General features: G+C 45.8%; 13 protein-coding genes. 2 read left to right on the top strand and 11 right to left on the bottom strand.

What is annotated here, in order from left to right:
- Positions 1-605 precede the first annotated feature (605 nt).
- The 7 genes from A8O23_RS01320 to A8O23_RS01290 form a co-directional block, all read right to left on the bottom strand.
- Positions 606-1544 (bottom strand): succinylglutamate desuccinylase/aspartoacylase family protein, encoded by a 939-nt coding sequence (locus A8O23_RS01320; protein ID WP_066615547.1) that lies wholly within the window; start codon positions 1542-1544, stop codon positions 606-608.
- Positions 1522-2457 (bottom strand): 30S ribosomal protein S6--L-glutamate ligase, encoded by a 936-nt coding sequence (rimK, locus tag A8O23_RS01315; protein WP_066615545.1) that lies wholly within the window; start codon positions 2455-2457, stop codon positions 1522-1524. The genes A8O23_RS01320 and rimK overlap by 23 nt, the downstream gene beginning before the upstream one ends.
- Before the next feature lie 16 nt (positions 2458-2473).
- Positions 2474-2941, bottom strand: a complete 468-nt coding sequence (locus A8O23_RS01310; protein WP_066615543.1) for an ATP-dependent zinc protease family protein — start codon at positions 2939-2941, stop codon at positions 2474-2476.
- 93 nt (positions 2942-3034) lie between these two features.
- Positions 3035-3211 carry a hypothetical protein gene (locus tag A8O23_RS21515; RefSeq protein WP_161486676.1) on the bottom strand — a complete coding sequence of 59 codons (177 nt, stop codon included), beginning with the start codon at positions 3209-3211 and terminating at the stop codon, positions 3035-3037.
- A gap of 79 nt (positions 3212-3290) precedes the next feature.
- Entirely contained in the window at positions 3291-4493 is a 1203-nt protein-coding gene (locus A8O23_RS01305) for a PQQ-dependent sugar dehydrogenase (RefSeq protein ID WP_239693300.1), read from the bottom strand.
- Positions 4494-5399: 906 nt separating this feature from the next.
- On the bottom strand, positions 5400-6146 hold the full coding sequence (locus A8O23_RS01295) for an alpha/beta fold hydrolase (RefSeq protein WP_082882851.1): 747 nt from the start codon (positions 6144-6146) through the stop codon (positions 5400-5402).
- 222 nt (positions 6147-6368) lie between these two features.
- Entirely contained in the window at positions 6369-6518 is a 150-nt protein-coding gene (locus A8O23_RS01290) for a hypothetical protein (protein ID WP_239693299.1), read from the bottom strand.
- 538 nt (positions 6519-7056) lie between these two features.
- Here A8O23_RS01290 and kaiC point away from each other — a divergent pair.
- Positions 7057-8508 carry a circadian clock protein KaiC gene (gene kaiC, locus A8O23_RS01285; RefSeq protein WP_066615535.1) on the top strand — a complete coding sequence of 484 codons (1452 nt, stop codon included), beginning with the start codon at positions 7057-7059 and terminating at the stop codon, positions 8506-8508.
- A gap of 64 nt (positions 8509-8572) precedes the next feature.
- Positions 8573-8875, top strand: coding sequence for a circadian clock KaiB family protein (locus A8O23_RS01280; protein WP_161486675.1), 303 nt, complete (start codon positions 8573-8575; stop codon positions 8873-8875).
- 119 nt (positions 8876-8994) lie between these two features.
- On the opposite strand, the gene A8O23_RS01275 is transcribed toward A8O23_RS01280, so the two are convergent.
- The 4 genes from A8O23_RS01275 to cmk form a co-directional block, all read right to left on the bottom strand.
- Positions 8995-11577, bottom strand: coding sequence for a family 20 glycosylhydrolase (locus A8O23_RS01275; RefSeq protein ID WP_074988282.1), 2583 nt, complete (start codon positions 11575-11577; stop codon positions 8995-8997).
- A gap of 223 nt (positions 11578-11800) precedes the next feature.
- Entirely contained in the window at positions 11801-12343 is a 543-nt protein-coding gene (locus A8O23_RS01270; RefSeq protein ID WP_066615532.1) for a DUF502 domain-containing protein, read from the bottom strand.
- A gap of 75 nt (positions 12344-12418) precedes the next feature.
- Positions 12419-13312, bottom strand: coding sequence for a 4-hydroxy-3-methylbut-2-enyl diphosphate reductase (locus tag A8O23_RS01265; RefSeq protein WP_066615530.1), 894 nt, complete (start codon positions 13310-13312; stop codon positions 12419-12421).
- Between the two features lie 146 nt (positions 13313-13458).
- On the bottom strand, positions 13459-14157 hold the full coding sequence (cmk, locus tag A8O23_RS01260; protein ID WP_066615528.1) for a (d)CMP kinase: 699 nt from the start codon (positions 14155-14157) through the stop codon (positions 13459-13461).
- Positions 14158-14273: the final 116 nt, after the last annotated feature.

The following is a 14273-nucleotide window of genomic DNA, read 5'->3' as shown; positions in this document are numbered from 1 at the left end:
TTCACGAGCACACATTCCAGATACTCCCCTTCTGAAAGGGGCGAAGGGGAATGTTGACATCTGCCGGTCCACGCATTGCTGATCCTTCTGTTCTTTTGCCGGTCATCCCGAGCATCGCCGAGGGATCTAACGAAGACTATTGCCCCTTCTTTCGCTTTACACTCCGCCGTTGTTGCGTGTTCTCTCCAACAACTTAATGACTTTTGCTCCCACAACTGCTGCTCCTTAATCTCTAGCTGCCTCTCTTTCTGCCGGGGTTTTCACTTTTCTCCTTGATGTTCAACCTAACCAAAAGAATCAAGAAGCCCTTAAACTCGCTGCCGCTCAAACAGTAAGGGCTTCAGTAAATTTACCACTTGGCAGAAGTGCGTAGTTTCATAGCGAAAGTGGCTACTGCTAACTAGAACCTGTGTCTCGTGCGTCCGCTAAGCGCCTCGGCGCCTTCGGCTTCTGCGTTGCCCGCTCCCGCAGGAAGCGCTAAGAAGGGAGATAAATAGTAGAACCGACACTAGTAATTCTACAAGACGCTGCTGTGTCATTTGAGTGGGCGTTTTTGGCCTCCTTTTCAGAAAACAGGCCAAAAACAGCAGCAAGAATCAAGAGAATTAATACCCAATATGCAAAATGGCGTCGCCTTGGTTGACAACGGGCATGTTGTTGAGACCGATGACGTAGCCGCTCACATGTGAGGTGATGGGGTGGGTGGCGTAGCCGTACGGATCTGAGACGGCACCTACTTGCTGACCACGGCTTATAGACTGTCCGTTTTTCACGAAGCTACGGAACAAGCCTGCCCGGCGGGCTCTAATCCAGGTGGTGCTTTGGCAGATGATGGGTGGGTGTGAAACGGGCACAGCATTTTCTAGCATACCTAAATACTGCATCACGCGGTGTGTGCCTTCCATGGCCATGTTAATCCCGGTTTCATCAAACCTCAAAGATTCGCCCGTTTCATACACAATAATGGTTTTGCCTTGGCTAGCGGCTTCTTTGCGTAAGGAACCTGGGCGGTAATTCGAGTTTAGAATAAAAGGGGCTCCAAATGCTTTCGCTAAGGTTTCGCTTTCACCATCTTCCAATCTGCAACGCACCTGCGGAAAATTACACTTGCTTCGCCCACCCGTATGAAAATCAATACCATAGTCAACCAACGGAAGTATTTCTTTGGTGAACCGGGCGGCTACACGGCTGGCTAAAGACCCTTTTGGATTGCCCGGGAAGCTGCGGTTTACGTCTTTCCCGTCAGGCACTTCTCTGGAGAAGTTCAAAAAGCCATAGATATTCAAAACAGGAATGGCCAGAACAGTGCCTTTGAGCGGATGCAGCATTTCCCGCCTGATCATGCGCCGGATTAGTTCCACGCCGTTCACTTCATCGCCGTGCATACCGGCCATGAGCAGCAGTACCGGCCCTGGCTCTTCGGCTCTGAACACGTGAATAGGTATGTCTATTTCAGTACCGCTGGGCAGCCGCGAAATATTCAGCCTAATGAGCTTCTTATCTCCGGGCGCAATGGATATGTCATTGATGGTCATCTCCGCCATCAGGGGTACTTTTAGATTTCGACTTTTTAGGCTTGCCTTTAGTCACGAGTAACTCGGTGTATTCAATAATCTTTCCGGCAATGTTGGTTTGTGTAGCTTTCTCTATACCTTCCAAACCAGGCGAGGAATTCACTTCCAGAATGAGCGGACCGCGCTTGGATTGCAGCATGTCTACCCCGGCCACGTCAAGTCCCAAAGATTTAGCAGCCATTAAAGCGGCGGCTTTCTCGGCCCGGGTCAATTTGATTAAGCTGGCACTGCCGCCGCGGTGTAAATTAGAGCGAAACTCGCCTTCTTTTCCCTGACGCTTCATGGCGCCTACCACTTCGCCGTTCACCACAAACACACGTATGTCGGCTCCCTTGCTTTCGGCTATGAATTCCTGCACAATAATTCTGGCCTTCAGGTTATGAAAAGCTTCAATTACTGATTCGGCGGCTTTTTGGGTTTCAGCCAATACCACGCCCAAGCCTTGGGTACCTTCTAGTAATTTAATCACCAAAGGTGCGCCACCTACTTCTTTTATCAGTTCTTTTACTTCTTTGGAGTAGTTTGTGAAAGCGGTTTTGGGCATACCCAGTCCGGCGCGTGCCATAATCTGCAGGCTGCGTAGTTTGTCTCTGGAGCGCACAATAGATTGGCTGGCTACCACACTTTTCACCTTCATCATCTCAAACTGCCGCACCACAGCTGTTCCATAGAACGTCACCGAAGCACCAATGCGCGGAATAACGGCGTCAATACCTGTGAGTAGTTCGCCTTTGTAGAGAATGTGGGGGTCGCCTTTTTCCATGACCAGGTCACAGCGCAGGTGGTCAAGCACCACGGCCTCATGACCGCGTTCCTGGGCCGCTTCTACCAACCGGCGGGTGGAATATAATCTAGGGTTGCGAGAAAGAATCGCAATTTTCATAAGAGCAGTTGTTGGGTTAATTTCTTTTCTTGGCTTTGTTTTTTGCCTTTAAAGAAAGATTTTTCTTCGACACATCCACTATAAAGCGCCTCCGGAGGAGCACGCGGCCCAGTAATACCGGATACTTTAAATCGCTGCGGTCAGAGAGGGAAAATTCAGACTCTACCGCCTGCCCGTGAATGATTACCTTAGTACGGATAATGTAGCGTTCCTGCACATCGCCGAACGAACTTTTTATATTACGGACGGTAAAGTCTTTGAATTCAAAAGCTTTATGGTTGTAGGCTGGGTGCCCTTCGTCCAGCAGTTCAAAGTGGATGGCCCGCTGTCCGTCTGGTAAATCCACTTCTCTAATGTTGTTGCAGTGAATGGCCGACGTATAGGCGCCAGTGTCTACTTTGGCCTCTATCTCATACAGTTCCAACTCCGGGAAGTCAACCATTTCGCGGCGACCGATGATCAGTTTCTCTGAGCTTTCCTTCATGTTCAGAAATTGAAATACCTAAATGCTGCTTCAGGCCTGTTTTCCAGAATTCAGACCAAAAACAGCATGGTGCGGGGCTTAAATTTTTGAAAACTAAATATTAAACCGCTCATGGCATACGTGTGTTTCTACCACGGTAGTACAGCCGTTGCTGTCTATTTCAGTAGTAGACACGGTAGAGCACTCTTGGTGGTCGTTGGCTTTCCAGAAGAAGAACACCACCGCAACTAGTGCCAGCACGAATACAGCGCCAATTGATTTTGATCTCATTTTGCAGTTTAAAAGCACTCAGGCAATTTGCCCAGACATGTTTTCTGCTCAATTTGAGAAAAATAAGCTAAAAAAGAAATTACTTTTTGCCGGTGTAGGTAATGCGGTAAATAGCGTCGTTCATGTCGTCAGAAATTAGCAGCGATCCATCTGGCATCATTTCCACGTCTACCGGCCTGCCCCACTCTTTCTGGCCCTCCAGCCAACCTGCGGCAAAAGGGACAAAGCTGGTTCTGCCTTGAGCATCTGTCCTTACCAAACTCACACGGTAGCCAATTTTCTCAGAACGGTTCCAGGAACCGTGTTCGGCAATAAAAATTTGATTTTTATAGTTTTCAGGGAACATGTTGCCAGTGTAGAATTCCATGCCCAAGGTGCCTCCGTGCGGATTCAGCTTCTGTACCGGAGCCACGTAATCTGCACAGTTTTTTCCTTTCCCGAACTCAGGATCCAGCACTTCACCGGCGTGGCAGAACGGGTAGCCAAAGTGCATGCCTTTTTTAGGAGCACGGTTCAGCTCATCGGCAGGAGTATTGTCTCCCATCATGTCGCGACCATTGTCGGTAAACCACAATTCGTTTGTTTGGGGGTGCCAGTCAAAGCCTACCGTGTTGCGTACGCCATTGGCAAAAATTTCCAAACCAGAGCCATCGGGGTTCATGCGGGTGATAGAGGCGAACACTGGATCTTTGCTAAGGCAGATGTTACAGGGCGCCCCCACTGGTACATATAACTTACCATCGGGCCCAAAGGCAATGTATTTCCAGCCATGGTGTTTTTCTTCCGGAAACTTGTCATAAATCACCTTGGGTTGCGGCGGGTTCTTCAGGTTCTGGGCAATGTTGTCGTAGCGCAGAATACGGTTTACTTCGGCCACATATAAATTTCCGTCGCGCAAGGCCACGCCGTTGGGCATGTTCAGGCCTTTGGTCAAGGTAATGACCTCATCAGCTTTGCCGTCTTTGTTCCGGTCTGGTAGCGCATACACATTTCCTTCCTGCCGCGTGCCCACATATAAAGTACCATCTGGAGCCAGAGCCATAGAGCGGGCATTGGTAACGTCACGGGCGAAGTAGCTGATTTGAAACCCGTCTGGCAGTACAATCTTATCTAAATCGGGGTCTGTAGCGGGTTGCTCTGTTACGTTTTCAGTGAGGGTATCATTTGAGGTAGAGGACGATATTTCCCCTTCCCTTTCTGCATTTGGTTTGTCATTATTAGAAGAGCAGGCAAACATGCTGCTTAAGAATAAGGCAACTAGAACTCTAGTAGTATGTGTCATACGGTTTCGTGTCTGTGTCACAAGCAAAAAACAAATATATAAATATTAATATTTTACATAATATCTTTAACCTTACTTATAATTTTTGTGAAAGATGATATTATGTTAATATTAAGTCAATTCAGAATAAATTTATATCCTATTTATTATAAATAAGATGAAATAAACTCTTTAAATTTGTAGCAGATCGAATAGAATATTTAAATTTGGGTTACGGGCACAATGGAAGGTAAGTTCTGAAATTTTGTCCGACCTGAAAGAAATGAGAGGTTTGCAAGGCGTTGTGTAGACAGATATTAGGAGAATGGAAGATACTGCCTTAATTTGGTGGCCATACGGTCTCCGACTTTTGCTTAGACCTCAGACTATTATTAGCCAATGACTTCAACAGGGCATTGCCCATGAGGTAGAATACTATAAACGTGCCACCCCCAGGCTCGGCTTCTACCTAAGATAAACCTTTAAATAAAAGTACACCATCAATCAAAGTTAGCCTATGCCACAGGTGATCAATAAGTATTCGAAATCCAGCAAATCATTAAAAAGCTCAGTCAATAAAATCTCTTGTACAAGTAAGGAGACTACTTGACATTTGTACCAATTACTTTAAATTTCATGTTTCCTGCCAAGCTTTCCACCGCCCTTCGTATCTTTTTTTACTCTGTTGGTTTCCCGTGTATGCTGTATTCTTTTTTTAATTATGAATATTTAGGAATAACAGCAAATGTTCTGATTGGTGTTTACTTTGCTGGTCGTATTACCCGAGGCCTTAATCACCTGAAGCAGGCTTTATAACGCACCTGCTTCAAAGATGTTTCGATTTATTTCCAGCTTTATACTAAAAGCTTTCTATTTCACAGAGCGGGCACATTATTTTATTTAATATGTGCCTGCCCTGTAAAATCTCTAGTGGGTTAAATGTTGGTGATTCTTACGCAGCCAAGAGGCTACATCTTGCAACAAGTAGCTATGACCTGTCTCTAACACCACTAATTTATGTTGCTTCAAGGCTTTAAGAAAAGTTTCAAGTCTTTTCTGGGAAATGATTTGATCATACTTCCCTAGAAAGACCGCAACATGAATATTACTCTGATTCAGAAGGCGCACAATTTGGCGAGTATCAAAGGTTAACTTGCTGAAGCCGGTCCAACTGCGATACACACGAAAGCGCTTCTGAGGTGAATTCATTTGCCAGTTGGCAAACTTCACCAAGCTTGTATCTACCCAACGTTTGCGCTCCAGCCAGCTAATAGTTTTGAAAAAGCGAGTAGGCCGCAACACGATCCGTTTGAAAAGCCCCTGCAGCCAACCTGGGTAGGTGGCTAAGCTGTATAGCAGGTGCGTCTTAATGCCATCTGGTGCAATGAGATATAGGCATTCTATACGGCTATGGAATTTTTCTAAAACCGTGAGCGCGAACTTACCGCCCATACTGAACGCCATCACTGAAAACTTATCTATTTGCTCCTTCTCCAGCAGGGACTGCACAAAATCTTGAAGCTTCTTTTTGCTTAGCGGAATATCCTTTTTACTGAGGGTACTTTTGCCATGGAAGAAAAGGTCTACCGCATACACTGTATAGTCAGGATTTAGCACCCGCGACATGCCTTCAAAATAGCTACTCTCCTGCCCGTACCCATGAAATGCAAGCATAGCCTTGGGGCCTTTGCCTAACACACGGTAATGCAGTTTAGATGAATGTAATTGAATGATGGGCACTTTATCAGTTATCAGTAATTAGTGTTTAGTAAACAGTGCAAGTTAGCGGTTTAGGTGTACGTGGCGCAAGCAAAGGCGTTTTAGGGCTACTTTCTAAAAAGTAGCCCTAAAACGCCTTTGTAATCTTCGCACTTACCTATTCTCCTGAAAGCAAATCTATTCTACAGCAGCAGGCAAAGCCGTATCGCTACCTAGTTCTCTTTTATAAAAGACTAACTCTTTCTGACCAAGCTGCTGCTGAATGATGCAGTAGTACACACGTTTGACGTAGCGTCTTACCACCAATCTCTGACTTGGGTTATTCATAGCAAATACGATTGTACCTGCGGGATATATATTTTCTACCATTTTAAGTGATACGGAGAATCACCTAGACTAATCAATATTATTATTTTATTTAGGCAAACAATTTCCGCACCCAACTTCCAGTCTATTTACACTTAGCTTCAGTTGAAGAACATTTTTAGGTTAAAAGGGAAAAGTTTGCCTAACCTAAAACAGGCTACAGATTAAATATCAAGCTATTTCACCCATTTAGATTAAATATTAATGACTCATTGCCCCTAATAGCATTTTTATCTATCAAATTAAAACAGTTCATACACACATCTAAATTTTAATTTAATATTTTTTGACCTTTTCTAAGATTTAGTTAGTTTAATGACAAAAGAATCCGTATCTTTACTTAACACCAATCTCTGCGAGGCCCTATAACTCCTTTTGCCTCTCTTTTTTGACGTTCCCTTACCGCTTCTGTTTCTCCTGACACTGGAATCAATTAGCCTCTCACACTTTTGGGTTTGGTACCTTATGGCCTGCCCTTCACCTTTTAGAATTCACCTTTATGAGCATTCCCAAATTAAAAACAGGTATTGCTGCTTTTGACCTTATTTCAGCCGGCGGTTTGCCTGTTGGCCGGACTACCTTATTAGCCGGCAGTTCTGGCAGTGCCAAAACATTGTTCGGGGCCCAGTTCTTGGCCATGGGCATTCTTCTGTTCAACCAGAACGGAGTATTTGTCACCTTTGAAGAACAAGTAGATGATATCAGAAACGACCTGAAGGGTTTCGGCTGGGACATTGACCGCTGGGAAGCTGATGGAAAATGGACGTTTGTAGACGGCTCTGCCAAAGAAGAAGACGTCATTACTGTGGGCGAATTCGACTTGAGCGCTTTTAGAGTTCGCTTAGAAAGAGCTATCACAAAAAACGAAGCGCAGCGGGTGGTCATTGATTCTATCGGCAGCATTTTCACTCACTTTCCGGAGCACAACATCATCCGGCAAGAAATGTCTAAGGTGAGTATGACGCTTAGGCGCATGAAAACCACGGCCATTATCACCACTGAACGCACTGAAGAATACGGAGCCATTTCACGGTACGGGGTTGAAGAGTTTTTGACCGATAATGTTATGATTCTGCGCAACGTGCTGGTGAATGAAAGACGCCGACGCACCATTGAAATTCTCAAGTTCAGAGGCAGCAACCACGTGAAGGGCGAAAACCCTTTTACCATTGTGCCCATGAAAGCGATAGTGATTGTGCCAATTTCTGCCATGAGGCTCACCCAACACTCATCAAGCGAGCGCACTACCTCCGGGGTGGCCGAACTGGATCAGATGTGCGGCGGCGGCTTCTTCAAAGGATCTATCGTGCTCGTTTCAGGGGCTACCGGAGCTGGCAAAACCTTGCTGGCTGCAAACTTCATGAATGGCGGCACAGAGAAGAAACAGCGCTGTCTGCTCCTGGCCTTTGAAGAAAGCAAGGAACAGATTTTCAGGAATGCCAAAGGTTGGGGACAAGATCTGGAACAACAGGAGGCAGATGGTTTTCTGAAGGTAGTTTCTCTTTACCCAGAGGTTTGCTCACTGGAAGATCACCTCATTAACATTCAAGATCTTGTTAATGAATTTAAGCCAGATCGCGTGGCCATTGACAGTATTTCAGCACTGACCCGCAACCCAACAGAAAGAGGATTTCAGGAGTTTGTGGTAGCGCTCACCAGCTTTCTGAAGCACGAGGGAATCACTTCTATGTTTACCGCCACCACACACATGCTTACTGGCGGCGCCACTGTCACCGAAGGAGACATTGCCACCATTACAGACACTATTATTCTATTAAGATATGTAGAATTGACCGGAGAAATGCAACGAAGCATCACTGTGCTTAAAATGCGCGGCTCCAGACATGACGCTTCTATCCGCAGAATTCTAATAGATGAAAAAGGAATGCGAATTGGAGCACCTATTACAGGCATAAGCGGCCTGCTCTCCAACAACCCTATAGTTGCCTAGCAAAGAACTTGTAGAAACTTAGAATGGACGAAAGAAAAATGCGAAGCACCTAGAACAAATGACAATGACAAATTATTGGATACAACTCTTTATAAATAGAAACAGCGCCACCTCAGTGGGTGCTGAAGAAAATTTAAATGCTATCCTCAAAAAATACTTCCCTGGTGATTACCAGCTTGAGATAATTGATATACAGGAAGACCCAGACAAGGCTGAAGAAGCTGGCATTCTGGCCATCCCGACTTTAATTAGGAAATGGCCCCAGCCGGAGGTGCGCTTAATTGGGGCGCTAACGGTACAAACACGGGTTTTAGCGGGTTTAGGCATTGCTAACGTTGACCATTTGCAAAAACAGGGAGACAAATAAAATAATAGGTAAATTCCTTATCCCCACTAATTGCTGATTATAAATACAAAAAGCGTTTTAGACTTGTTTTTCTTTAAACAGGCCTAAAACGCTTTTTGTGTTTATTCACCTTGTAAAATCTATTTATTCTGCACAGTAGTTACCCTACTTCCTCTACCCGCGGCATCAAACACCTTCAACTTTACGGTACCTTTCTCGCTGATAGGGCCGGAGTAAACTTTGCTTTTGGAAGTTGGCTCAGAACCGTCTGTGGTGTATCGCACAGTAAAGCCCGGCAATTGTATATTAGCCACCACCTTACCGTTCTCTACCTTGGTACCCACAGTTGGAATTCGGTACTTGAAACCACCAGCATAATGACTTAGGCGCGGAAGTTCCCGCTTGCCCAGCACGTTGGTAAACTCTGACCACGCCTGCGCATAGGCTGCTTTGCTCTGTGCAGACTCAGGGTCCGTTGCCCAAGCAGGATCTGGGGCCCAGGCTCTTTCGGCTAAGCCTAGCAGCTTTGGCAGCAACATGTATTCCAACCGCTCAGGGGTCTTTACCATTTCACTCCACAGGGGAGCCTGTAAACCTACAATATTAGCGCGAGCCTCTGGCTTGAGCTGTTCCTTGTTGGCAAACACTGAAGGAGAAATAGGATCATTGTTCTCGTTTACGCGCATGCTCTTCATGTAGTCAAACGGAATAAAGCTGAACGGCTTGTCCACATCTAAATAACCGCCCCAGTTGTGGCCTAGTTCATCATATGATTTCTGGTAGGCTAAATCCATGTAAAAATGGGACACGTTAGTCAAGACTACTTTGTAGCCTGCATTGGCCATGCGGTAAGGCAAATCAATGTTTTCGCCCCGGTTATTCCAGATGTCTACATGCACGTTATCCTTCACAAAATCTGGGTTTGCCACATAACTTAATCGCCCATTTTTACGAACCTTGGTCAGTCCCACTTCTTCCCAGCCAGACAGGTAAAGGTTCCGCTGCTTTAGCATGTCTATCACCTTCCCGAAGTAATAGTACCACAAATCATCTATGTTGTTCACTTTTGAGTTTGAGGCTATCAGCTCCTGCACCGCCGGAGATCTTTCCCAAACTCCTGCCGGAACTTCATCACCGCCAAAATGAATGGTTTCAATAGGCGCACCGGCCTCTTTGTACATACTCAGCAGCTCATCGGTCACTTTCTCCAGAAAATTATAGGTAGAGGGCAACGCCACGTTCATCACGTTGTCATTGAAGTTCTGCACGGAACGGTAAACTGATTTGTCTTGCGGATCACGTAACAGGTACTGCTCGGCTTCGGTCTTTTTGCCTTCTTTCAAAAGACGCGCGTACCGAGCATCCATGGCCTTAACGGCAGCGCGGGCATGGCCAGGCGTCTCAATCTCTGGAATTACTTTAATGTGGCGATCACGGGCATACTTCAAAATCTCCACAAAATCTGCGCGGGTGTAGAAACCACTTCCGCTGAGTTTGTCTACCTCTGGCCCGGAACCATAGGCGGGCGCTAAAAACTCATTCTCATCCAGGGTATGGCCACGGCGGCCTCCTACTTGCGTCAGTTCGGGTAAGCCCGGTATTTCCAGTCGCCACCCCTCGTCATCACTAAAGTGGAAGTGGAAAACGTTTATTTTGTACAGCGCCATTAAATCCAAGACTTTCAGCACTTGTTTCTTCTCCTGAAAGTTTCGCGCCACATCCATCATGTAGGCTCGGTGCCCAAAACGGGGATTGTCTTTCACCTGCACGCCCGGTACATGTACAGAATTTTGTCTCTTGGCCAAGGCCGAAGGCGGAAGTAAAGTTTTCAATGACTGTGTTCCATAAAAAGCACCAGCCGGAGTGGTAGCTGAAATTACTACCTCCTGCGGTGTCACGGTTAATTCATAGGCTTCGGGGCCCATGCCTGCTCTTTGCTGTAGTTTTATGGCTTTGCCAGTGCCTGTTGCCTTCACCGCTGGTTTCTGCCCAAAAATGGTACCTAAGTGAGACGCCAGCAAATCTGCCTCCCTCTGAAAAGCTTTGTCCGCCACTACCGGAACGGTCTGAGTCAGGGTAAATATTTGACCTGTTTCTTGGTATTCGGCTGGCGTTGGGAAGATTTTTGTTAGTTTCTCCGCCGGTATATCTTTAATTACTTGGTTCTGGCTGTAAATGTCCTGCGGTGTTAGCCAATCAATTTTGGTATGATTGGGTCTTTGAACCTCAAGCGCTATGGGGTAGCCTTTTGTTTTATCCTGGTCCCATACCAAATAAAAATCCTGAGGTGCCCTAAACGGATTGATTACCAGCCCAGCCGATACAAACTCTATGCTTTGTGAAGCTCCTGCGGCCAAACCTTTAAAATTAGCTGTAGGCACCATCTTTAAGTAGTCACCGCTGATATGCTCCGTTTTTACTGGCGCGCCCTCTCCTGCCTTTGGTTTAAAAGATGGCGAGCCATGGAAATACAATGTCCAACCTTGGGCCGGCAAAGCTTTTTTGCCGTTGTTTTTAATGGTCAGTGCTGAGAGTGTCTGGTTTTTCCCCTGGTACTTTTCCTCCACAACTTCCCAGGTTAATCTAAGGTCTTTTGCGTCTAGCTGCTGAGCATCGGTTTTCTTCTGATTTTGAGTTTGGGGCTGCTTTTTAGTTTGGCTCTGACATGAACCGGCAAAAAAGAAAGTTAAAACCGTAACAAGGGTAGCAAGAACGTATTTCATGAAAGCTATTATTTGTGGTCTTAAATGATGAATAGGACATACAGCAAGTTGAGACAACTTCTATCCGAATATTAAATGTTGCCCTAATATAAGCCTTTCTGCTTAGGCTTCCGCCACTATTTAATTTTTATTAAAAACAATAAAGCTGTTTTAGGACTGCTTTGTATAAAACAGGCTTAAAACAGCTTTACTATTTACAGATTTAAAATTTTCGCTTTATGAACTATAGTTTAGAGACACCGCCAGATACCACAAACTTCATAACCTCGCTGCTCGGAATCTCCAGGTACGTCACATTTTCACGGTCAATCAAGAAGAGTTCACCAGAGAAGTTGTAGGAGTGTGGGAAATAGACGGCCACTTTATCAGGCAGGTTCACGGCATCCATAGAAAGTTGCGTCACGAAGCCTAGTTTATAAACATCTTTGTACTGCGTCATTTTCACCAGCACAGGTTGGTTGAATTTTTGATTTTCACCCACAAAGGCATCAAAAAGATCTTTCAGTGAAGAGTAAATCATGCTCACCAGGGGTAAGCGGTTCAAGATACGCTCTGTAAGCACGAAGAAAGGTTTCACCAGAAAGGACGAACCAATAAAACCTACCACGGTAGTTAGCAGCACAATCACCAACAGCCCAAGGCCCGGATATTCCAGAAAGAATAGTTCGTCTAACCAGTTGATGATGGCCACAATAATGTACACCGTTAAGGTGATAGGAGCCATGATCAAAAAACCGTTCAGGAAGTATCTAAAAAAGCGTTTCATAGACAGGACAGATAGAAGAAAAGCCCCGGTAGGCGGGGCTTTTAAATATACTAAATCTTAAATATTTTGTTGTGATCACGCCTCCACCAACTGGTTAGCCTGTATGGCATCTGCTACTTGTTGCATAAGCCACATTGGCGTAGAGGTAGCCCCGCAAATGCCCACAGAGGCAGCATCTTTAAACCATTCCATGTCCAGCTCCTCGGCATTTTCTACGAAATAGCTTTGCGGATTCACCCGTTGGCACACCGCATAAAGTGCTTTGCCGTTAGAGCTTTTCTTACCGCTCACAAACACCAACACATCATGCTGTGCTGCAAACTTCTCTAACTGCGGCTCACGGTTAGATACTTGACGGCAGATGCTGTCGTTGGCATCCAGCTCCTCTACCTGCTGCCCTGTTGCTTTGGCGGCGGCCACTCGCTCTTCAATCAGCTCCTTCATTTTATAGAAGCCTTTGGTGCTCTTGGTGGTTTGGCTGAAAAGCGTAATAGGGCGAGTATAATCTAGTTTATCTAAATCTTCCTCAGTAGTAATAACAATGGCTTCATTGCCCGTCTGACCTGCTAAACCTATGACCTCGGCATGACCTTGTTGCCCATACAGCACAATTTGGCCGTTTTTAACTTTGGTAGAGTCATAGGCGTGCTTCACGCGGTTCTGCAGCTTCAGCACTACAGGGCACGAGGCATCTATCAACTCCAGGTTGTTTTTAAGCGCAGTCTGATAGGTTTCAGGTGGTTCGCCGTGGGCTCTGATGAGTACCTTACAGTCGTGCAGTTCCTGCAGCTGCTCACGGTCAATAATCCGGAGACCTTTGTTGTACAGACGCTGTACTTCCATGCTATTGTGCACAATGTCACCTAAGCAATAAAGCTCTGCCACTTCCTCCAGCTCATCTTCTGCCATTTGTATGGCAAATTCTACCCCGAAGCAGTAGCCTGAATTTTGGTCTATGGTTACGTTCATTTATGCAATGATTAATAAGCAATGATTCATGACTGGAAATCAGAAACCATTGATACTGTAGAACGAAGGAAACACAAAAACTGTACCTTTTTCTATAGTGTACAACCTATTTTACTTCTTTATGATTCCTGTACAATGATTAATCATTAACCATTGTTCATTTCTTCCTGCAGAAGCGCCGAGTGCACTAAATCCAGCACAAAGTCTACCTGTTCGTCTATAGTAATATGCGAGGTGTCTAACAAATGGGCATCTTCGGCACGGCGAAGAGGGCTTTCTTCACGGGTAGAGTCTATGTGGTCCCGTTTCTGCAGGTTCTCCACAATCTCGTCATACGGCACCAGCTGCCCTTTCTCCAGCAATTCTTCCTGACGGCGCTTGGCGCGGGTCTCTACATCGGCGGTCATGAATACTTTTACCTCTGCATCAGGGAAAACAGCGGTTCCAATGTCGCGGCCGTCCATGACTATACCGCGGCGCTTGCCCATCTTCTTCTGTTCGGCAACCATGGCATGGCGCACAGGAGCCAGCACGCTCACTTCGCTCACCTTGTTAGAGATGTACATCTTCCGGATTTCATCTTCAACATTGAGTCCGTTCAGAAATACTTCGTTACGAGCTGTTTTAGCATTCCGGTGGAAGGTAACTTCTATGTTATCTAGCGCCTCCTGTACCTTTTTAGGGTTGGTGAGGTCTATGTAATGCTCCAGAAAATAGAGGGTAACAGCCCGGTACATGGCGCCGGTGTCTATGTAGGCGTAGCCCAGTTCTTGTGCCACTTTTTTGGCGGTTGTGCTTTTACCGCACGAAGAGTGCCCGTCAAGAGCCACTACAATCTTCTTCATACCAGTGCCTAAGGGTAAGTTTGAATTAGCAATCTTTGGTTGGGCAAGGAATTCCCTTACCAGAGCGCATTTTGCGCTGGTAACTTTTGGTCTTCTTGCTCAATGAGGTTGATTTT

The sequence above is a fragment of the Rufibacter roseus genome, from assembly GCF_001647285.1.
In the GTDB taxonomy this organism is placed as follows: Bacteria; Bacteroidota; Bacteroidia; order Cytophagales; family Hymenobacteraceae; genus Nibribacter; species Nibribacter roseus.
This window is presented reverse-complemented; position numbering and strand designations above follow the sequence as displayed.

What these genes read in the sequence shown, in the direction of transcription:
- A8O23_RS01320 (WP_066615547.1), bottom strand. Translation starts at nt 1,544, where the DNA reads ATGGCGGAGATGACCATCAATGACATATCCATTGCGCCCGGAGATAAG.
- rimK (WP_066615545.1), bottom strand. Translation starts at nt 2,457, where the DNA reads ATGAAAATTGCGATTCTTTCTCGCAACCCTAGATTATATTCCACCCGC.
- A8O23_RS01310 (WP_066615543.1), bottom strand. Translation starts at nt 2,941, where the DNA reads ATGAAGGAAAGCTCAGAGAAACTGATCATCGGTCGCCGCGAAATGGTT.
- A8O23_RS21515 (WP_161486676.1), bottom strand. Translation starts at nt 3,211, where the DNA reads ATGAGATCAAAATCAATTGGCGCTGTATTCGTGCTGGCACTAGTTGCG.
- A8O23_RS01305 (WP_239693300.1), bottom strand. Translation starts at nt 4,493, where the DNA reads ATGACACATACTACTAGAGTTCTAGTTGCCTTATTCTTAAGCAGCATG.
- A8O23_RS01295 (WP_082882851.1), bottom strand. Translation starts at nt 6,146, where the DNA reads ATGCTTGCATTTCATGGGTACGGGCAGGAGAGTAGCTATTTTGAAGGC.
- A8O23_RS01290 (WP_239693299.1), bottom strand. Translation starts at nt 6,518, where the DNA reads ATGAATAACCCAAGTCAGAGATTGGTGGTAAGACGCTACGTCAAACGT.
- kaiC (WP_066615535.1), top strand. Translation starts at nt 7,057, where the DNA reads ATGAGCATTCCCAAATTAAAAACAGGTATTGCTGCTTTTGACCTTATT.
- A8O23_RS01280 (WP_161486675.1), top strand. Translation starts at nt 8,573, where the DNA reads ATGACAAATTATTGGATACAACTCTTTATAAATAGAAACAGCGCCACC.
- A8O23_RS01275 (WP_074988282.1), bottom strand. Translation starts at nt 11,577, where the DNA reads ATGAAATACGTTCTTGCTACCCTTGTTACGGTTTTAACTTTCTTTTTT.
- A8O23_RS01270 (WP_066615532.1), bottom strand. Translation starts at nt 12,343, where the DNA reads ATGAAACGCTTTTTTAGATACTTCCTGAACGGTTTTTTGATCATGGCT.
- A8O23_RS01265 (WP_066615530.1), bottom strand. Translation starts at nt 13,312, where the DNA reads ATGAACGTAACCATAGACCAAAATTCAGGCTACTGCTTCGGGGTAGAA.
- cmk (WP_066615528.1), bottom strand. Translation starts at nt 14,157, where the DNA reads ATGAAGAAGATTGTAGTGGCTCTTGACGGGCACTCTTCGTGCGGTAAA.